Raw genomic sequence first — 19,728 nt, forward strand, 5'->3', positions numbered from 1 at the left:
GGCGACCGGGGCGGGGCGCGGCGGCGGTGCGACCGGCGCGGGCGGTGGCCAGCCGGCGCGCGGACCGGGCTGCGGTCCGGGTCCCGGTGGCGGCCACGAGCCGGGGGGAGGCGGCGTGGTCATGCTCGGTGCTCAGCTCATTTCACGTCTGCGGGCTTGGCCGCCCAGGTGTTGCAGTCCTTCGCGTTGCCGGACGCGTAACCCCGCTTGGCCCAGGCTCCCTGGTTCTTGCCGGTGCCGTGACTGGACTGGCTGTCGGGGGAGTCGTCAGCCTGCCGGAAGTCGTTGACCGCCTTGTCGGCCAGCGCCTTGGTCACGGTGCCGCGGCCGACCGTAGCGGCAAGGAACATGCCCGCGAAGCAGTTTGCCTGCATTTCCAGGCGGCGGGACAACTCCGCTGACCCCGGGGTCCCCTCCCCGGCCTCTTCCTGCTTCTGCCCGGCCGCGGCCAGCATCCCGCTCAGCGACTGCACGTGGTGGCCGTACTCGTGCGCCAGCGTGGCCAGGTGCCCGCCGGGCGAGCTGGTGCCGTAGACCCGCAGCAGCCGCTTGGTCGGCATGTAGATCATCGAGTTCCGCGAGCAGTACATCGCCACGAACTGCTCGTCCTTGTCCGCCTTGCCGCAGGCGGTCTCGGTGATGTCGGCCGAGGTGTCCAGCTCGACCTTGTGCGTGGGCAGGTTCGCCGCCTCCAGCAGCGGCGTCCAGGCACGCTCCAGGCAGTCGATCCCGGCCAGGTAGTAGGTGCGCAGCTGATCGGTGGCCCGGCCGATCTTGGGCAGGTCGCACTGGGCGAAGGCGAGCTTGCCGCCGTCGACCATCAGCGGGTGGTCCTCCAGCTTGCGGGTCGGCCGCGGCCGCAGCGGGGCGGGCGAGGGCTGCGTGGAGCCGGGGGCCGCGGTGGTGCCGGGGCTGTTCGGCGAGGACTGGGCCGAGGGGTCCGGCTCGGCCGCGTTGTTCGCGGTGACCTTCGCGTAGACCACCACCGACCCGACCAGCACGACCAGCACCAGCAGGATGGTCAGCGGCGAGTTCTTGCGGCGGCGCGGCGGCTTCGGCGGCTCCGGATCGAGGTAGCCGGAGTAGTCGGCGTAGGCCGGGTACGGGTCGTGGTACGCGGGGTAGCCCGAGCCCGCGCTCCCGCCGTGCTCCGGCGGCTGACCCGGCCCTGAAGGCGCCGTCATCGCGTGCTCACCCCTCTTTTCCCACTCGATGCCCCGAAGCATAGGTCGATGCCGCTATCCTCCGCTGCCGTGTTGACGAACTGGGGCGCTCTGCTCTCCGCGGCCGTGCTGGCACCTGTCGCGTTCCTCGCTGTGCCCCCGCCACCCTCGGGTGGAGGTGAGCCGACCGGGCCGCAGGGCCTGCCTGGCACGGTGGCCGCCGAGGTGTCCCTCCGGCTGGAGCGGGACGGCAAGCTCAGTGTGACCGAGCAGGTCGCCGTGCCGGCAGGCCAGAGCGTCAGCCGGACCGTCCCGCTGCGCATCAGCGCTGGTGACGCGGTTGAGCGGGTGTTCACCGTGAGCGGGGCCAAGGTCGAGGGCAAGGGCAGGGTCGAGCAGAACGCCGAGGAGCTGACCCTGCGGCTGGAGGGCGGCCAGTCCAAGGTCACCTACACCGTCGAGGGCGCGGTCAGCGACTCCGGCGACACCCAGGACGTGCGCTGGCAGGTCTCCGGCGGCTGGAGCGCCGACGTGGACTCGGTCGAGATCAGCTTCGTCTCGCCCAAGCCGCCCACCTCGGTCACCTGCCTGGCCGGCGCGCCCGGCTCGGCGACCCTGTGCACCAACGCCCAGGTGGTCGCGGGCGAGGCCGCCTCGGCCCGCAACATCGGTCTCAAGCAGGGCGAGCGGATCGACCTCGCGGTCGGCCTGGAGGCGGGCACCGTGCCGGCCAACGCCCGCTTCGACCAGGGCTCCACGCTGGCCAAGGCCTTCGCGCTCACCCCGGTCACCCTGGCCGGGCTCGGCGGCCTCGCGCTGCTGCTGCTCGGCGGCGTCGGCCTGCTCTGGTACGCCCGCGGCCGCGACGCCAAGGCGCTGGCCGGCGATGTCGGCCCGGTGCAGGTGCTGCTCGCGGACGAGGAGCAGCGGGTCAGCTTCGCCTCCCCCGACGGCGTGCTGCCCGGCCAGGTCGGCACCGTGGTGGACGAGCACGTCGACGTCGTGGACGTCACCGCCACCGTGGTCGACCTCGCGGTGCGCAACTACCTGTGGATCGAGGAGATCCACGGCGGCAGCGGCGTGGCCAACTGGCGGATCGTGCGCCGCAACCCGCCGGATGACTACCTCACCGACTACGAGCGCGCCATCTACGACACCCTGTTCACCGGTGACCGCGAGCAGGTGCTGCTCAGCCAGCTGCGCGGCCAGGGCGGCCTCGACCTGACCGGGGTGCGCGACGCGCTCTACACCGACGTGGTCGAGCGGCAGTGGTTCACCAGCCGCCCGGACACCGAGCGCACCCGCTGGTGGTGGGTCGGCCTCGGCCTGACCGGCCTGGGCATCGCGGCCACCCTGGTGCTGGCCTTCACCACCACCTACGCCGTGCTCGGCCTCGCGGTCATCGTGGCGGGCATCGCGCTGGCCGTCGGCGCCCGCTCCATGCCGGCCCGCACCCGGCGGGGCAGCGCGCTGCTGGCCCAGGTCCGCGGCCTGCGCGGCTACCTGCACACCGTCCAGGTGGACGACATCCCGCCGGCCGACCGCGAGATGGTGTTCTCCCGCTCGCTGCCCTACGCGGTGGTGCTCGGCGAGACCGACCGCTGGCTGCGCGCCTTCGCCACCCTGGAGTCCGACGCCGACGGCACCCCCGGCCTCTACTGGTACGGGGAGTCGGCCGAAGGGGAGGAGTCCACGCCCGACCTCCGGCGGTTCGCGGCGCACTTCCCGCTGTTCCTGGCCGCGGTGGACGGGGTCCTGGCCGAGGCCGGGCACCTGCGCGCGCTGCGCTGAGGCCCGTAGTCTTACGTCATGTCAGATCCCCAGCTGCACCGGGTGACTCTCGCCAACGGGCTGCGCGTTCTGCTCGCGCCTGATCGCACGGCTCCCGTGGTGTGTGTCAGCGTGCACTACGACGTGGGCTTCCGATCGGAGCCCGAGGGCCGGACCGGCTTCGCGCACCTGTTCGAGCACCTGATGTTCCAGGGCAGCGAAAGCCTGGAGAAACTCGCCCACTTCCGGCACGTCCAGGGCTCCGGCGGGGTGTTCAACGGTTCGACGCATCCGGACTACACCGACTACTTCCAGGTGGCGCCCTCCGCGGCGCTGGAGCGCATGCTCTTCCTGGAGGCCGACCGGATGCGCGCGCCCAAGCTGACCGAGGAGAACCTGCGCAACCAGGTCGACGTGGTCAAGGAGGAGATCCGGCTCAACGTGCTGAACCGGCCCTACGGCGGGTTCCCGTGGATCACCCTGCCGCCGGTGCTGTACTCCACCTTCGCCAACGCGCACAACGGCTACGGGGACTTCTCCGACCTGGAGCAGGCGAGCCTGCAGGACTGCGCGACCTTCTTCGACACCTTCTACGCCCCCGGCAACGCGGTGCTCACCGTCGCCGGTGACTTCGTGCTGGCCGAGGCGATCGACCTGGTGGGCAAGCACTTCGGCGACGTGCCGGCCCGCCCGGTGCCGGTGCGGCCGTCCTTCGCCGAGCCGTTCCCGCAGGGCGAGCTGCGCGGGGAGTACACCGACTCCCACGCCACCCTGCCCGGGGTCGCGGTCGGCTACCGGCTGCCCGACCCGTCCACCGACCTGGACTCCTACCTCAACTACGTGGTGCTCACCGCGCTGCTCACCGACGGGGACTCCTCCCGGTTGCAGCGCCGGATGACCCAGGACGAGGAGCTGGTGGTCGAGGTCGGCGCCCGGTGCGGCCTGCTGGGCAGCGCGCTGGACGCGCGGGACCCGGACACGCTGACCGTCACCGCCATCCATCCGTCCACTGTGGACGTGTCCCGGGTGCTGGGCGCGCTGGACGAGGAGCTGCACCGGCTGGCCTCCGACGGCCCGGACACCGACGAGCTGGCCAGGGTGGAGGCCCGCTGGGCGGCCGCGCTGTACTCCGAGCACGACCGGCTGATGTCGCGCACCCTCGCCCTCGGCGCGGCCGAGCTGCTGTTCGGGCGGGCCGAGCTGATCAGCGAACTGCCGCGGCGGATCGCCGGGGTCAGCGAGGAGGACGTGGTGACCGCGGCCAAGGCGCTGCGCCCCGACTCCCGCGCCGTGCTCGTGCTCAACGCCGGAGGAGACCAGTGACCGAGTCCACTGTGGAACGTCGCTTCCGCACCGCCGAGGAGATCGGCCGCACCGAGCTCGGCCCGCGCCCGCTGCCGCCGCTGGGCGAGCAGAACGTGGCCACCGAAGTGTCCATTGTGGACACCACCCTGGACAACGGCCTGCGGGTGGTGGCCGCCAGGCGGGCCACCGTGCCGCTGGTGGGCATGCGGCTGTTCGTGCCCTTCGCCGGCACCGACGCCAAGCACCCGGCCGTCGGCGAGCTGCTGGCCGCCACCGTGACCACCGGCACCGGCAGGCGCAGCCGCCTGGAGATCGCCGACGAGCTGGCCCTGGTCGGCTCCTCGATCAGCGCCACCGTCGACCCGGAGCGGCTCTCCTTCAGCGGCGAGGGCCTGGCCAGCGGGCTGGACGTGCAGCTGGACGTGCTCGGCGACCTGCTCACCGGCGCCAGCTACCCCGAGGACGAGCTGCTGCGCGAGCGCGAGCGGCTGGTCAACGCGATCGCGCTGGCCCGCAGCGAGCCGGGCACCATCGCCCGCGAGGCGCTGCAGAAGCACCGCTACGGCGACCACCCCTTCACCAAGGAGGTGCCGCTGCACTCCGATGTCGCCGAGGTCTCCGCCGAGCAGGTGCGCGCGCTGCACCAGGGCAACCTGTTGCCGCGCGGCTCGATCCTGGTGCTGGTCGGCGATGTCGACCCGGACAAGATGATCGAGCTGGTCGCGGACAAGCTCGGCGGCTGGCGCGGCGAGGGCAGCGCGACCCCGCTGCCCGCACTGCCCGAGCTCAAGGGCGGCGACCTGCGGCTGGTGCACCGGGCCGGGGCCGTGCAGTCCCAGTTCCGGCTGTCCACCCAGGCCGTGCCGCGCGGGCACGAGAAATACGCCGCGCTGCAGCTGGCGAACCTGGTGTACTGCGGCTACTTCTCCTCCCGGCTGGTGGAGAACATCCGCGAGGACAAGGGCTTCACCTACTCGGCCCGCTCCGCCTTCGAGTACACCCCCGGCAACGCCACCCTGGTGCTGGACGCCGACACCGCCAGCGACGTCAGCGCCGCCGCGCTGCTGGAGATCCGCTACGAGCTGGGCCGGATGGTGGTCTCGCCGCCCACCCAGGCCGAGGTGGACTCCGCCCGCAACTACCTGATCGGCATGCAGCTCATCGCCGAGGCATCCCAGGCCGGGCTGGCGAACACGCTGCTGTCGCTGACCGCCTTCGGGCTGGACTTCGACTGGCTGCGCGCGCACCAGCGCAGGCTGGCCAAGGTCACGGTCGAGGAGGTGGCCGAGGCGGCCCGCGAGTTCTTCGCCCCGGACGCCTGGACCGGTGTTGTGGTGGGCGATGCGGACGCGCTGGCCGGAACAATGGGCGCCCTCGGCGGTGTTGTCCTGCCGTGACCCAGGAGTTCCAGCTCGATCGGCTGCCCGCGTTGTCCCGCTCCACCGTCGATCGCGACGATCTGCTGCGGGACGACCCGGCCCGCCTCGCCGCACTCTGGCGCGAGGCGCAGCTGCTCGTGGTGGACGGCCGGGGCCGGGTCGAGCTGCTCGAAGGCGGTGCGGCGCTGCGGTACCGCGCCGCCGTCGAGCACTCGCCCGGACCCGGTGACACCGCGGTGCTGCTCGGCACCCGGGACGGCCGCTCCTACTGGGCCGTGCCGGCCGAGGACGGGCTGGAACACCAGGACTGGCAGGACCTCCGGATGTCCGGCGCCCTGCTCGATGACACCGACGCCGGCCTGTTCACCACCGCGGTCGGCCTGCTGACCTGGCACCGGCACTCCGGTTTCTGCGCGCGCTGCGGCTCGCCCACCAAGCCCGAGCGGGCCGGGTGGGCGCGCCGCTGCACCGGCTGCGGCCGGGAGGAGTACCCGCGCACCGACCCGGCGGTGATCTGCCTGGTGCACGACGGCGCGGACCAGGTGATCCTGGCCCGCCAGCCGATCTGGCCGCCGGAGCGCTACTCGGTGCTGGCCGGGTTCGTGGAGACCGGCGAGTCGCTGGAGGCCTGCGTGGTGCGCGAGGTCGCCGAGGAGGTCGGCGTCAAGGTGCGCGAGGTGCGCTACCTGGCCAGCCAGCCCTGGCCGTTCCCGCGTTCGCTGATGGTCGGCTTCGCCGCGCTGGCCGACGCCGGGGCCACGCTCACCCCGGCCGACGGCGAGATCGAGGAAGCGATGTGGGTGCACCGGGACAAGGTGCGCGAAGCCATCGCCGCCGGCGGCGAGATCCCCGGACTGCGGCTGCCGCCGGAGACCTCCATCGCGCGCCGCATGCTGGACAGCTGGGCGGCAATGCGAGGATGAGCCGGTGGGTGACGCCGAGACGCTTCTTGCGGGACTGGATCCGGAACAGCGCGCCGCGGTAGAGGCCCCACGGGGTCCGGTCTGCGTGCTGGCCGGGGCGGGCACCGGCAAGACCCGCACCATCACCCACCGCATCGCCTACCTGGTGCACCGGGGCCTGGTCGCGCCCGGCCAGGTCCTCGCGGTCAGCTTCACCAGCCGCGCCGCGGGCGAGATGCGCACCAGGTTGCGCGAGCTGGGCGTGCACCAGGCGCAGGCCCGCACCTTCCACGCCGCCACCATGAAGCAGCTGCGCTACTTCTGGCCGAGGGTCATCGGCGGCGACCCGTGGCAGCTGATCGACGGCAAGATGCGCGCCATCGCCCAGGCCGCCCGCCGCGCGGGCATGTCCACCGAGACCGAGATGCTGCGCGACCTGGCAGGCGAGATCGACTGGGCGAAGTCCTCGCTGGTCGCCCCGGTCGACTACCCGGCGGCCGCGGCAAAGGCCACCCGCGACCTGCCCGCCGCGGCCGAGCAGATCGTCACGGTCTACCAGACCTATGAGAAGCTCAAGTCCGAAGCCCGGATGCTGGACTTCAACGACTACCTGCTGCACACCGCCGCGGTCTTCGAGGAACACCCCGAGGTCGCCACCGAGTTCCGCGACCGGTACCGGTGTTTTGTGGTGGACGAGTACCAGGACGTCACCCCGCTCCAGCAGCGCGTGCTGGAGGCCTGGCTCGGCGGCCGCGACGACCTCACCGTGGTCGGCGACGCCAACCAGACCATCTACTCCTTCGCCGGCGCCGCCCCGCACTGGTTGCTCAACTTCCCCCGCCGCTATCCCGAGGCGGTGATCGTCCGCCTGGAACGCGACTACCGCTCCACCCCCGAGGTCGTCTCCCTGGCCAACCAGGTGATCAGCGCCGCCCGCGACCGCCCCAGCGGCTCCCGCCTCAAGCTCATCGGCCAGCGCCCCAAGGGCCCCAGGCCACACTTCGCCGAGTTCGACGACGAACCGGCCGAGGCCCGCGCAGTGGCCCGCCGCATCGGCAAACTGCTCAAGGCAGGCGTCCCGGCCAGCGAGATCGCGGTGCTGTTCCGGGTCAACGGCCAGTCCGAGGTCTACGAACAGGCCCTCACCGAAGCGGACATCCCGTACCTGGTCCGCGGCGGCGAGCGCTTCTTCAACCGCCCCGAGGTCCGCCAGGCCATGCAGGCCATCCGCGCCGCCACGCTGACTCGCGCCCGCCGCACCGACGACGACTTCCCGCCGCACCCGGTGGACGCCGCGTTCCCGCACCACTCCGCGCAGACCCCGCCCGCCCCGCGCTCCGGCGACGCCACCAACGCCCCGTCCGACCCGCGTTCCGCCGTCGCCGCGCACGCCTCGTCCGCTCTGCGTTCCGCCGCCGCCCGGACCCCGCCGGCCGTACACTCCGCCGTCGCCGAGCAGACCTCGCCCGGCCCGCGTTCCGCCGACACCATCCCAACCTCGTCCGCCCCGCACTCCGCTGAAGCCGCACCCCCGCCCCGCCCCGCCGCATCCTTCGACCTGGTCAGCGTCGTCCGCCAGGTCCTCGCCCCACTCGGCCTCACCCCCCAGCCCCCCGCCGGCGGCGCCGCCCGCGAACGCTGGGAGTCCCTCGCCGGCCTGGTCGGTGTCGCCGACGAGCTGCTCACCGCCCTGCCCGAGGCCGACCTGCGCCGCTACTCCGCCGAGCTCGAAGCCCGTGCCGAGGCCCAGCACCCGCCCACCGTCGCCGGGGTCACCCTGGCCTCCATGCACGCGGCCAAGGGCCTGGAGTGGGACGCGGTGTTCCTGGTCGGCCTGGTCGAGGGCACGCTGCCGATCCAGCACGCCATCGGCGACTCGGCCGCCGACCTCGCCGCCATCGAGGAGGAGCGGCGGCTGTTCTACGTCGGCATCACCCGGGCCCGTGAGCACCTGTGGCTGTCCTGGGCGCTGTCGCGGGCCGAGGGCGGCAAGCGGTACCGGCGGCGCAGCCGCTTCCTCAACGGGCTGATGCCGGAGGACCATCCGGCCGCCCTTCCGGCCAGGGCTGTGTCCGGCAACACAGTGTCTCGACAACCGGTCAAACCGGGTTGCCGGGGCTGCGGCGGCGCGCTGGTCGGCACCACCGCGATCAAGCTCGGCCGGTGCGCCGGATGTCCGTCCACTGTGGACGAAGAGCTGCTTGCCAGACTGCTGGCCTGGCGGGGTGCGCGGGCCAAACAACTCAAGGTCCCGCCCTATGTGGTCTTCACCGACGCCACCCTCACCGCGATCGCCGAACAGCGGCCTGCCGACGACGCGGCGCTGGTGTCGATCTCCGGGATCGGCGCCACCAAGCTGACCCGCTTCGGCGCCGACGTGCTCGCGCTCGTGCACGGCGCGCAGTCGTCTGACCACGGGGAAGACACACGATCGGGCAGTTGAGAAGCAATCTGTAAAAAGCGGTTGCATGCCCGTAGGACTCAGCAATAACCTGCAACAGCCGGGTGCGAAGAGCCCCGAGCCCGCGAGACTCGGTCTCGCCTACTGGGGAAGGGGGTGGACGTCGTGAAGAAACTGATGATCATCGGTACTCCGGCCCACCCCTCGACCGGAGAATTCGGCCCGTCTGGCCACGGCATCAATGGTAACGGCGTCTTCAAGGGCGCTGGCTTCTGCGTGAACGCGAGGGTCGGCCTTGCCGCCCGGCGTTATGCCCAGATCCAGGGGACCAGTGTGTTCGCTGCCTGGGCCCCCACCACCGTTACCACCCTGATCCCGGCCGCTGTCGATGTGCCGAACACCGATGAGCGTCGTACGTCCGCGTTGGAGAGAAGTCCCTGACCCCAGGTCAGGAATGACCGACCTCTCGAGGCCGCGGACCCCCCACCAGGGACCGCGGCCTTTTTGTCGTTCCACCCAAAAATCCAGCACAAAACCGTTGGTACTGAAGGAGAAAACCTTGTTTACCGTCACTGCTCCGTCGACTCGCGACGTGGCTCCTACCGGCTGGGACACCTCCGCCGGTGTGACTGACCTGTTGGACGACGCGTCAGGCGCAGGTCTGAACCTGCCCTGCCGCGTCAACGACCCCGACCTGTGGTTCGCCGACACCCCCGCCGACCTCGAGGCCGCGAAGGGTCTCTGTGCCGGCTGTCCGGTGCTCGCCGAGTGCCTGGCCGGTGCGCTGACCCGCCGCGAGCCCTGGGGCGTCTGGGGCGGCGAGATCTTCGAGCGCGGTGTGGTCATCGCGAAGAAGCGGCCTCGCGGCCGTCCGCGCAAGACCGACCGCGTCGAGACCTCCGCGACCCAGGTCGCGACCGGCACTGAGGAGGCGGCGGCGTGAACTCCAGCGGCGATGCCACCTTCCTGATCATGAACATCGAACGACCGAGCCGAGGATTCAAGACGATGCATCTGTACGAAGAACTGTCGAAGGTACGAATACAGGAGGCTCAACGGGTGTCGGCCGAACGCAGGCTTGCCTGCGAGCTGGCCTCGGCACGCCGGTGGCGGGCGCTGTCCCGGTGGGCGGCCCGCCGCGCGGAGAAGTTCTCCGCGCCCTGAAGCCCACCCCGATCCCTACTCCGACAACCCTGACAGGCGTTGCTTCCCCGTGGAGCAACGCCTGTCGGCGTTAATGGGTATGGTTTTCATATGGCCGACTACGACAGTGGCGAGTGGCTGGCCCGCCTCCGCCAGCACGACGAGCTGACCGCGCGCACCCATCGCACCCTGGCCGGCTCCCTGGTCACCGGGTCCACCGAAGTCGTGCTCGACATCGGCTGCGGCGCGGGCGGCATGTCCGCGCACCTGGCCCGCGCGCTGGCCGCCCGCGGCGGCGGCACTCTGGTGCTCTTCGACACCAAGGAAGAACTGCTGCGCGTGGCCGCCACCCACGCCCAGTCCGATATCGACCCGGCGGTGGTGAAGATCGAGAAGGTCCCCGGCGACCTGGCCGACGCGGCGGTGCTGGCCACCCTGCCCCGCGCCGACCTGGTCTGGGCCAGCCGGGTCGTGCACCACCTGCCCGACCAGCAGCGAGCCGTCGACGACCTGGCCGCCCTGCTCCGCCCCGGCGGCACCCTGGCCCTGGTCGAGGGCGGCCTGCCGATCCGCGTGCTGCCGTGGGACCTCGGTTTTGGCACCCCTGGCCTGGAAGAACGCCTGGCCGCCACCCGCGACGCCTGGTTCCACCGCCTCCGCCAGGACCTCGACGGCGCGGTCCCGCTGCCCTACGGCTGGAACCTGGTGCTGACCAAGGCGGGCCTGACCGGCGTCACCGCCCGCAGCTTCATCACCGACCACCCGGCCCCGCTGCCCGAGCCCCTGCGCGCCGCCGTGGTGCACCGCCTGAACTGGCTCAAGGACGTCACCATCGACGCCCTGTCCGAAACCGACCGCACCACCCTGCTCCGCCTGCTCGACCCGGCCGACGAGGCCTATGTCGCCAACCGCGAGGACACCTACTGGCTGGCAGGCGACACGGTGCACCTGGGTTCCGCCCCCAGCTGACCCACTCCACCCCCAGACACTTGTGGACGGCCATCCGGCCGTACCGCATGAGACCGACCGGGTGCATACCGAGAAGACCCGCCGGTAACCCCGCCGGTGCTCGGTAACGGTTCGGCAAGCGGCCCGGACGTCACTGTTCGTCGCCACTCCGGCACGTTGAGCGGACTCGGCCAACTGGATGACTAGCCAGTCAGTCAGGATTCGAGTCAGACTTAGCCATCCGATCTATGGGGTTCGGAGACCTGTCAACAGGCAGGAAAATCTGTAGGGGTGCAGAGATGACGCTGATGACAAGAACAGCGCCGGTCCATCGAGGAGACAACACATCGGAGCGGTCCAGTGTTTCGACGCCAGAACGCACGGGTTTGATCACCGTAGGCATCGCCGATGACGAGATCCTGATCCGCACCGGCGTCCGCGGCGTGCTGGACCGCGCGACCGAGATCGTCGTGGTCGGCGAGGCCAAGGACGGCCCCGGCGCGGTCGACCTGGTGCGCACGCACCGGCCCAGGGTGCTGCTGCTCGACGCGGTGATGCCCGGCACGGACGCGCTGGCCGCGCTCCGGATGATCCGCCGCCACTCACCGGTGACCAGGGTGGTCATGCTCGCCGCCCCGGCCGCAGGCGACCTGCTGCTCCCAGCCCTGCGCGCGGGCGCGGTCGGCTTCCTGCCCAAGACCGGCCGCGCGGAGGAGCTGGTCAACGCGGTCCGGGTGGTCGCGGCCGGCGACGCGATCCTGTCCCCGGCGGCCACCCGCAGCCTGGTGGACCACGTCGCGGGCGCCGAGGCCGACCGCAGGGACCGCGCCTCGCACCGGGTCCGCGCCCTGACCAAGCGGGAACGCGAGGTGCTGGTGCACGTGGCCAAGGGCATGGCCAACGCCAAGATCGCCAGGGTGATGTGCCTGAGCGAGAGCTCGATCAAGGCCCACGTCAGCCGCATGCTGGCCAAGCTCCGCTGCGACAACCGGGTCCAGGCCGCCCTCATCGCCCACGACGCCGCGCTGGTCGGCTAAGGCGCGCTACCGTCAGGCACATGGGTGAGCCCGACACACCGATGTGCATCCGCTGCGGCCACCGGCAAGACCAAGACGCCAACCCAGCCGTCCGCCTCGCCTGGTCCGCCGAACACACCACCCGCGGCACCCGCTGGCTGTGCCCCGACTGCGCACGCGCCCACGTGCGCGACATCGAGGGCAAACTGCCCGACGAGTACTGGTGATCCTGCCCCGGACCCAGCCCTCCTCGGCCAGTCAGCCCACCCAGCACCACCTGCCCCACCCAGCACCACCAGCCCCGGACCGCACCGCACGGAGTCGCCCGGCGCTTAGCCGCTCCCGCTGCGCGGAACCGCCCGGCGCTTAGCCGCTCCCGCTGCGCGGAACCGCCCGGCGCTTAGCCGCTCCCGCTGCGCGGAACCGCCCGGTCCTTCGCCGCTCCCGGCGCACGAAGCCGCCGCCCGGCCCTCTCCTCACCCGGCCCTCGCGGTCGCGAGGTGCCTTCGTCGCCAGCCGTCCGCCTGTCCCGTTGGGGGCGGGGCTGGTCAGCTCCCGTCGGCGAAGCCGGGTTGCCACTGGGTGACGATGTTCAGCAGGGAGGTTTCCGCGTCCAGCTGGCACAGGATGCCGATGGAGCCGAAGGTCACCCGGTGGATCAGCAGGTACTGCGGGGGCAGGTTCAGTGACCGGCCGGTGCGGAAGTCCGGGCCGCGCAGGTCGCTGATCCGTTCGGCCTGGCCCTGCAGCCAGGACCGGGTGAAGTGGAACCGCTCGGTGCGCAACGGCTCGACGAACGGGCCCAGGTAGGCGAGCACGTCCTCGGCGTCGAGTTCCGCGTCCGGGCGGACGAAGCCCTCGTCGCGCAGCCTGGTCAGCATGTCGTCGGAGCGGCCCTCCAGGGCCAGCCGGGTCACCACGCCCAAGGTTTCCGGCAGGCCGTCCGGCAGCTGGGCGCAGGCGCCGAAGTCCAGCACGCACAGCCTGCCGTCGGGCAGCACCAGGAAGTTGCCGGGGTGCGGGTCGGCGTGCAGCAGGCCGGAGCGGGCCGGTGCGGAGAAGTGGAACTCCGCCAGCCTGCCGCCGACCGCGTTGCGCTGCTCACGGTCGCCGTCCCGGATGATCGCCGACAGCGGGGTGCCGGTGACCCATTCGGTGACCATCACCCTGGGCGCGCTGGCCACCACCCTGGGCACGAGCACCCGCTCGTCCCCGGCGTAGGCGGTGGCGAAGGCGCGCTGGTTGTCCGCCTCGTTGCGGTAGTCCAGCTCCTCGACCATCCGCTCCCGCAGCTCGGTGAGCAGCGGCTTGACCTCCATACCGGGCACCACCGCCTGGAACAGCCTGCTGAAGCGCTCCAGCTGGCGCAGGTCGGCGAGCAACGCCTCGTCCGCGCCCGGGTACTGCACCTTGACCGCGACCTCGCGCCCGTCGTGCCACACCGCGCGGTGCACCTGGCCGATGCTGGCCGCGGCCGCCGGCTCGTCGGAGAACTCGCTGAACCGCTTGGCCCAGCCGCTGCCCAGCTGCTCGGCGAGCACCCGGTGCACCGTCTTGGCCGGCAGCGCGGGCGCGGCGGACTGGAGCTTGGTCAGTGCCTCGCGGTACGGCGCGGCCATCTCCTCGGGAATGGCCGCCTCGAACACGCTCAGCGCCTGGCCGAACTTCATCGCCCCGCCCTTGAGCTGCCCCAGCACCGCGAACAGCTGTTCGGCGGTCTTGGCGGACATCTCCGCGCTGATCTCCTCGGCGCTGTGGCCGACGAGGCGCTTGCCCCAGCCGGCGGCGACACGTCCCGCCACGCCGAGCGGCAGGCTGGCGAGCTTGGCCGTGCGAGCGACGGCACGGCGCGGGATTTCGGTCACCGAGCGATTCTCCCCCGAGGTCGACAGCGGTCAGGACGGACCCGGCCGTCGCGGCGGCCCTGCCCACCTAGTTGTCTGGCTACATGTAATCAGCATGGGGTGAGCCAGCGCCACAGGGGCAATCCGGATGCGGCTTGAGCACCTCCTTTCCCATGGACGCGTTGATCGGGTCGATCTCCAGCACCGCGGACCAGCTCGGCGGCGGCACCCGCCCGGTCTCCGGCCAGGACAGCGCGAGCAGCACCTGGGTGGCCGCCAGCGCCGCGGTGGCCTGCGCGCAGCTCAGCTCCGGCGGCGGCACCTGCCGCAGCAGCTGCGCCGACATCCGCGGCCAGTGCGGATCGACCGTGCCCCGGTGCAGTTCCACGCACTGCAGGCAGGCGCCCCGCGCCGCGCGCACGAACGGCCCGACGTACCCGACGCCCTCGCTGACCCGCACGGCCAGGTGCGGCACCCGCTCGGCCATCAGCCGGTTCAGCCGGACCGCGTCCGGCGCGTGCCAGTCGGTGAGCACCACCAGGTCGGGACGGCGGCGGGCGGGCAGCGCCTCGGTGCGCACCGAGGGTGAGCAGCGCCGCAGATGCGCCCGCGCGGCCGCCTCCCTCGGCTGCCCGACGTCGGCCTCGGTGAACCCGCAGCCCAGGTCGTCGGCGTCCACCGCGCCACGGGTCTCCACCCGGACGTGCCCGACGCCCGCGGTGGCCAGCAGCCCGGCGATGCCGGTGGCCAGCCTGCCGCCGCCGACCACCAGCACCGCGGCGTGCTCGCGCAGCGCGATCAGCGTCTCCGGCGGCGAGCCGGTGCGTAAGGCCCAGGTGGCCCGGTCGCTGCGCAGCCGCCCGCCCGCGCCGGGGCCGACCGGCTCGTCCAGCAGCCCGGCCTCCTCCAGCAGGTCGAGCACCTGGTCGACCTGGGCAGGTGGGGCCAGGTCGTGCAGGTCGGCCACGGTGTGCCCGCCGTCCAGGCGCAGCACGGTTTTCACCTGGTCGGGCGACAGGCGGTCGAGCAGCACGCCGTGTCTGCGGTCCAGGCCGAGCTGGACCGCGTCGTCCTCGCGGCGCAGCACGGGCAGGCAGGGCAGGATCCGCGGCCTGGTGCGGGTCTGCGGGGGATCGGCGCTGGTGACCGGGGGTGGGGGTGCGGTGGGCAGGAGGGTGCTGGTCATGCGGCCACCGTCGCAGGGCGGGGGCGAAAGTGGAAAAAAGCTATCCACAGGGGGGTGGGTTGTCCACAGATTGGCGGCGGGGGTGCTGGAGTGGGGTTTGGGCTGGTAGACGCGGGCACGAGCGAGGGGCGGCTCGTGGTGAGCCGCCCCTCGGTTCGTGTGGTGTCGCGTGTTGTGGCGACGGTCTGTTCGGTCAGACAGTCGCCTTGCCGAGGATTCGGGTCATCTTGGTCCCGCACACCGGACAGGTGCCCTTGGCCATCCGGCGGTTGTTGCTTTCCTCGACCTGGCCCTCGAAGTCCCGCTTCTCCCGGCACTTCACGCAGTAGCCGTTGTAGCTCTCGGCCACGGCGACCTCCCTTGGCTGTTGTGGCCCCGATCTCCCACGACCGGGGTTGACTGAGCTCGGCCCGCCCGCCTCGCTCGCGACTCGCGGCCACGCTACCTGTGGTTTCTGGGAACCGCCGGAACGACACAGCCACGGTGTGCCCGCTTCACCCGACCTTGCCTGTGGATGGCTGCCGCCAAAATGTCGGTGCTGGCCGTACGGTGAACCCCGTGGCGAAGGCGCAGGTCGAGGTACGCCGCAGCTGGCGGCGTCGACGCACGGTCACCGCGTACCGCGAGGGGGACAAGATCGTTGTCCTGCTCCCGGCGCGGATGAGCCGGGCTGAAGAGGAGCACTGGGTCGAGGAGATGCTGCGCAAGCTCCAGCGCAACGAGACGCGGCGGCGTTCGCCCGCCCGCTCCTCCGACGAGGTCTTGCTGGCCAGGTGTGCCGAGCTGTCCGCGAAGTACCTGGACGGCAAGGCGGTGCCGGGCAGCGTGCGCTGGGTGCCGCCGATGCGCACCCGGTGGGCCTCGTGCTCGCCGGGCGACGGGTCCATCCGGGTCAGCGAGCGGCTGCGCGATGTGCCGTCCTGGGTGCTGGACTACGTGCTGGTGCATGAGCTGGCGCACCTGCTGGTGCATGGACACAGCGCCGAGTTCTGGCAGCTGGTGCGGGCCTACCCGAAGACCGACCGCGCGATGGGTTTCCTGGAAGGACTCGCCGCGGCGGCCGGCCTGGGGATCGAGGTCGACGGGGACGGGGGCTGAGCCGGTCTAGGTCGTCATGCCTCCTCCGGCCGGAGCAGCCGCTCGATGCGGCGGGCCGCCAGGTAGGCCGGATCGGCCGCCTTGGACTGCTTGACCACGGCCGGGCGGATGCCCCGGTCGATGAGCCGGGCGAAGGCCTTGAGGAGCTCCAAGCCGGGGATCTGGTTGTCCGGCAGCACCAGGGCGACCGGCCGGGGCAGCGGCGCCGGCGGGTGGCGGTCGTACTCGCGGACCAGCCGGGCCAGGGTGTCGCCGATGGGTTTGCGGTCACCGGTGTTGGTGAGCAGGCCGAGGTCGTATTCGAGCGGGTTGAAACCGGACAGCTTCGGGTTGAGGTCGTGTGAGCACCACCAGCTCACGCCGAACAGTTCGCCGCAGGAGGCCATGGCCCGGATCGACCGCTCGGTCCACTCCGGGATCAGCTCGGCGGCCATCCACTTGGTCGACACACCGGTCTCCTCGACCCACACCTGACGGCGCAGATCCTGGTGGAAGGCCTTGATGACCTCGATGAAGTACTCCGAATAGTGCACTGACGGGGTGGACAGCGGACCGAAGTCCTGGATCACCCTGGTCCAGCCCGCCCAGGTGTGCACGGCCGAGGCGGTGCCGCTGGTGGCCAGGCCGTCGCGGCTGAAGTAGGCGTCGGTGAGCCAGGGGTAGTGGTCAATACCGGACACGTGCAGCTTGCCGGGGGCCACCCGCTCGCAGGTGGCGAACAGGGCGTTGTGCCAGGCGTCGCCCTGGGCCGGGGTGGGTTTCAGGCCCAGCGGGATGCCGGCCCAGTGCACCTCGTTGGACAGGTCGAAGCCCAGGAACCGGCGGTGGCGGCCGATGCGGGCGGCCAGGGCTTCGAGCAGGCGGTGCTGGGCGGCCAGCGCGTCCGGGTCGGTGAAGAAGTCGCGGACCTTGCCGTTGCCGTTGTCGATCAGCCAGGGCGGCACGAACAGCAGTCCGCTGACCGCGCCGTTGAACACGGTGACCTCGACGTCCAGCCGGAACCGGTCGGCCAGGTCGAGCAGCTCGGCGACGCGGTCGAGCTGCTCGCCGCGGACGTAGTGCGGGTTGGGCTGGAGCTCCGGCCAGACGCACATGATCCGGATGTGGTCCATGCCCAGCGTGGCGATCTGGGCCAGGTCGCGGGCGATCGAGCCGCGATCCCAGTCGGCCCAGCTGAACCACCAGTTGCGGGAGGGGACGTAGTTGACGCCGAAGCGCACCCGGCGGCGGGTGCGGGCGGCATCGTCGCCGCCCGGGGGCTCGGCGGCGTTCGCGGCACCGGAGTCGGCGGGGGTGTTGGCGGCGGCGGGCTGGGTGGCGGCGGCCGCGGTGGTCCCGGCGAGCGGGAGGGCGGCCGCGCCGCGGAGGAAGGCGCGGCGGGGCAGGTCGGCGGACACCGTTTCATGGCACCGCGCGCAGCCCGCCGGGACCAGCCCCGTTAGTCGCGGGGCTGGATGGATGGGGCCGGGGCCGCCGGGCGCGAGCCGGATGGAGGGATCAAAGCCGCCGGTCGCGGGCTGGACGGCCGAGGTGAGCCCGCTGGTCGTGGGCGGGGCGGCCGGGACCGACGCGGCTGGTCGCGGGTTGGACGGCCGGGCCGAGGCCGATGGTCGCAGGCGGAGTGGCTGGGGCCGAGGCCGCCGCTGACAGGCGCGGCGGCCGGGACCAATGCCGCTGGTCGCGAGCTGGACGACTGGAACCAAGACCGCCGCTGGCGGGCGGAGCGGTCGGGGACAACGCCGCTGGTCGCGGGTTGGACGGCTGGGGTGAGCCCGCTGGTCGCGGCGGAGCGGCTGGGGCCGAGCCTGCTGGTCGTGGGCGGGGCGGCCGGGATCAACGCCGCTGGTCGCGGGCTGGACGACTGGAACCAAGACCGCCGCTGGCGGGCGGAGGGGCCAGGGCCAATGCCGTTGGTCGCGGCCTGGACCACCCGGACCGAGCCCGCTGGTCGGGGCCGGATGGACGAGGCCAACTGCCGGTCGAGGGCCGGACGGCTGGAATCAAGCCCGCTCGCTGTGCCGGCCGAGCGGTCGGGGCCAGCGTCGTCGACCGCGGGCTGGACGGCTCGGAACCGAGCCGTCCGCCGCGTGCCGGATGGTCCGGTCCGTGCCCGCGACCTTCGTCAGTCGCGGGCCGGACCTTCGTCGCCGCCCCTGTCCTTCTCGTCCTTGCCCTGCTCGCGGCGTTCCGCCTCCTCGGCGCGCTGGATCGCCGCGATCGGGTCGTCCAGGTCCGCGTTGTCCTGGCCCCAGCGTTCGGCGAAGCCCAACGGGTCGTCCAGGTCCTCGGCGGTGGGGATCAGGTCCGGGTGTTCCCAGACCGAGTCGCGGCCGGTGACGCCGTGCTGGTCGGTCATCACCCGCCACAGTGCCGCCGCGGCGCGCAGTCGGCGCGGGCGGAGCTCCAGGCCGACCAGGGTGGCGAAGGTCTGTTCCGCCGGGCCGCCGCTGGCGCGCCTGCGGCGCAGGGTCTCGCGGAGGGCGTCGGCGCCGGGGAGGCGGTCGCCGACCGCGTCGCCGACCACCACGTCCACCCAGCCCTCGACCAGGGCCAGCATGGTCTCCAGGCGAGCCAGCGCCGCCTTCTGCTCTGGGGAGTGTTCCGGGTTGAGGACGCCGGAGCCCATCGCCTCTTCCAGGGCAGCCGGGTTGCTGGGGTCGATCTGGCCGGCGAGGTTCTCCAGGGCGGCCACGTCGACCTTGATGCCGCTGGCGAACTCCTCGACCGTGGCCATCAGCCGCTGGCGCAGCCACGGCACGTGCGCGAACAGCCGCTGGTGCGCGGCCTCGCGGGCGGCCAGGAACACCAGCACCTCGCTGGCCGGGCGGCCGAGGCCCTCGGTGAACTTCTCCACGTTCGCCGGCACCAGGGCGGCCACGCCCTCCGGGCCGAGCGGCAGACCCACCTCGGTGGAGGTCAGCACCTCCGCGCCGAGCTGGGCCAGCGCGTTGCCGAGCTGGGAGCCGAAGGCGAGCCCGCCCATCTGCCCGACCATGGACAGCAGCGGGCCAGCGGCCTGCCGCGCCTCCTCCGGCAGGGCGTCCACCCAGGCGCCGGAGACACGCTGCGCCACCGGGTCGCACAGCCGCTGCCAGGCGGGCAGGGTCTGCTCGACCCAGGTCATCGCCGACCAGCTCTGCGTGCTGCGCGCGCCCACCGGCAGCGCGGTCGCCGGGTCGAGCCACAGCTCGGCCAGGCGCACGGCGTCGGCGACCGCGGTGTCCTGCTGGCCGCTGGGGTTGAGGTTGCCGCCGCTGTCGATGAGCTGCTGCACGGCGATCTGTTTGGCCACGTCGTAGTTGACCGGCCCGGACTGCCCAGCCGACTGGCTGAGCATCTGACCGAGCTGGCTGAGCATCTGGCCGAGCGCGCCCATGTCGAGGCTGCCGCCTGGCGGCATGCCCGGCAGACCGGGAATGCCCCCGGGTGGCATCCCGGGAAGGCCGAAAGCGAAGGGGTTCTGCTGGCCGCCCGCTCCCTCGGAGCGCTTGCGGCCGTCGCCCTCGTCCGGGTCCGGTGCGCTGAAGCCGAACGGCTGGTCCGTCATGCCTCCACGGTACGCGGACCGTGGTG

General features: G+C 72.3%; 18 protein-coding genes. 12 read left to right on the plus strand and 6 right to left on the minus strand.

Annotation, left to right across the window (positions count from 1 at the left end; translation table 11 throughout):
* Positions 1–137 precede the first annotated feature (137 nt).
* The gene (locus tag ACWDY5_RS01945; protein ID WP_449720503.1) at positions 138–1,184 is read right to left on the minus strand and encodes a neutral zinc metallopeptidase; all 1,047 of its coding nucleotides are present in this window, start codon (positions 1,182–1,184) and stop codon (positions 138–140) included.
* 69 nt (positions 1,185–1,253) lie between these two features.
* On the opposite strand from ACWDY5_RS01945, the gene ACWDY5_RS01950 reads away from it, so the two are divergent.
* From ACWDY5_RS01950 to ACWDY5_RS02000, 11 genes are all read left to right on the plus strand, one after another.
* Positions 1,254–2,954 (plus strand): DUF2207 family protein, encoded by a 1,701-nt coding sequence (locus ACWDY5_RS01950; protein WP_449720504.1) that lies wholly within the window; start codon positions 1,254–1,256, stop codon positions 2,952–2,954.
* A gap of 18 nt (positions 2,955–2,972) precedes the next feature.
* A complete protein-coding gene (locus ACWDY5_RS01955) occupies positions 2,973–4,256 on the plus strand; it encodes a M16 family metallopeptidase (protein WP_449720505.1) in 1,284 nt (427 codons plus the stop codon).
* A complete protein-coding gene (locus ACWDY5_RS01960; protein ID WP_449720506.1) occupies positions 4,253–5,635 on the plus strand; it encodes a M16 family metallopeptidase in 1,383 nt (460 codons plus the stop codon). Before ACWDY5_RS01955 ends, ACWDY5_RS01960 begins: the two co-directional genes overlap by 4 nt.
* On the plus strand, positions 5,632–6,540 hold the full coding sequence (gene nudC, locus ACWDY5_RS01965; protein WP_449720507.1) for an NAD(+) diphosphatase: 909 nt from the start codon (positions 5,632–5,634) through the stop codon (positions 6,538–6,540). The genes ACWDY5_RS01960 and nudC overlap by 4 nt, the downstream gene beginning before the upstream one ends.
* Before the next feature lie 4 nt (positions 6,541–6,544).
* On the plus strand, positions 6,545–8,962 hold the full coding sequence (locus ACWDY5_RS01970; protein WP_449720508.1) for an ATP-dependent DNA helicase UvrD2: 2,418 nt from the start codon (positions 6,545–6,547) through the stop codon (positions 8,960–8,962).
* 123 nt (positions 8,963–9,085) lie between these two features.
* Positions 9,086–9,361 carry a hypothetical protein gene (locus ACWDY5_RS01975; RefSeq protein ID WP_449720509.1) on the plus strand — a complete coding sequence of 92 codons (276 nt, stop codon included), beginning with the start codon at positions 9,086–9,088 and terminating at the stop codon, positions 9,359–9,361.
* 151 nt (positions 9,362–9,512) lie between these two features.
* Positions 9,513–9,863 carry a WhiB family transcriptional regulator gene (locus ACWDY5_RS01980; RefSeq protein WP_449720845.1) on the plus strand — a complete coding sequence of 117 codons (351 nt, stop codon included), beginning with the start codon at positions 9,513–9,515 and terminating at the stop codon, positions 9,861–9,863.
* The gene (locus ACWDY5_RS01985) at positions 9,860–10,084 is read left to right on the plus strand and encodes a hypothetical protein (RefSeq protein ID WP_449720510.1); all 225 of its coding nucleotides are present in this window, start codon (positions 9,860–9,862) and stop codon (positions 10,082–10,084) included. Before ACWDY5_RS01980 ends, ACWDY5_RS01985 begins: the two co-directional genes overlap by 4 nt.
* A 90-nt stretch (positions 10,085–10,174) precedes the next feature.
* The gene (locus ACWDY5_RS01990) at positions 10,175–11,032 is read left to right on the plus strand and encodes a class I SAM-dependent methyltransferase (RefSeq protein ID WP_449720511.1); all 858 of its coding nucleotides are present in this window, start codon (positions 10,175–10,177) and stop codon (positions 11,030–11,032) included.
* 365 nt (positions 11,033–11,397) lie between these two features.
* On the plus strand, positions 11,398–12,048 hold the full coding sequence (locus ACWDY5_RS01995; protein WP_449720512.1) for a response regulator: 651 nt from the start codon (positions 11,398–11,400) through the stop codon (positions 12,046–12,048).
* Between the two features lie 20 nt (positions 12,049–12,068).
* On the plus strand, positions 12,069–12,254 hold the full coding sequence (locus tag ACWDY5_RS02000) for a hypothetical protein (protein WP_252482236.1): 186 nt from the start codon (positions 12,069–12,071) through the stop codon (positions 12,252–12,254).
* Positions 12,255–12,575: 321 nt separating this feature from the next.
* Here the strand turns inward: ACWDY5_RS02000 and ACWDY5_RS02005 are convergent, their stop codons facing one another.
* The 3 genes from ACWDY5_RS02005 to ACWDY5_RS02015 all read right to left on the minus strand — a co-directional run bounded on the left by ACWDY5_RS02005 (position 12,576) and on the right by ACWDY5_RS02015 (position 15,406).
* Positions 12,576–13,892, minus strand: coding sequence for an ABC1 kinase family protein (locus ACWDY5_RS02005; RefSeq protein ID WP_449720513.1), 1,317 nt, complete (start codon positions 13,890–13,892; stop codon positions 12,576–12,578).
* Positions 13,893–13,971: 79 nt separating this feature from the next.
* Complete coding sequence (locus tag ACWDY5_RS02010; RefSeq protein ID WP_449720514.1) at positions 13,972–15,057, minus strand: ThiF family adenylyltransferase; 1,086 nt, start codon at positions 15,055–15,057, stop codon at positions 13,972–13,974.
* A 193-nt stretch (positions 15,058–15,250) separates the two neighbouring features.
* The gene (locus ACWDY5_RS02015) at positions 15,251–15,406 is read right to left on the minus strand and encodes a DUF5679 domain-containing protein (RefSeq protein WP_185009861.1); all 156 of its coding nucleotides are present in this window, start codon (positions 15,404–15,406) and stop codon (positions 15,251–15,253) included.
* Positions 15,407–15,615: 209 nt separating this feature from the next.
* Between ACWDY5_RS02015 and ACWDY5_RS02020 the strand changes: the two genes are divergently transcribed.
* Positions 15,616–16,155, plus strand: a complete 540-nt coding sequence (locus tag ACWDY5_RS02020; RefSeq protein WP_252482233.1) for a M48 metallopeptidase family protein — start codon at positions 15,616–15,618, stop codon at positions 16,153–16,155.
* A gap of 14 nt (positions 16,156–16,169) precedes the next feature.
* Here the strand turns inward: ACWDY5_RS02020 and ACWDY5_RS02025 are convergent, their stop codons facing one another.
* Both ACWDY5_RS02025 and ACWDY5_RS02030 read right to left on the minus strand, forming a co-directional pair.
* Positions 16,170–17,552: a glycoside hydrolase 5 family protein gene (locus ACWDY5_RS02025; RefSeq protein WP_449720515.1), complete on the minus strand. Its 1,383-nt coding sequence runs from the start codon at positions 17,550–17,552 to the stop codon at positions 16,170–16,172.
* A gap of 725 nt (positions 17,553–18,277) precedes the next feature.
* A complete protein-coding gene (locus ACWDY5_RS02030) occupies positions 18,278–19,702 on the minus strand; it encodes a zinc-dependent metalloprotease (RefSeq protein ID WP_449720516.1) in 1,425 nt (474 codons plus the stop codon).
* Positions 19,703–19,728: the final 26 nt, after the last annotated feature.

It is taken from the genome of Crossiella sp. NPDC003009 (assembly GCF_053591555.1).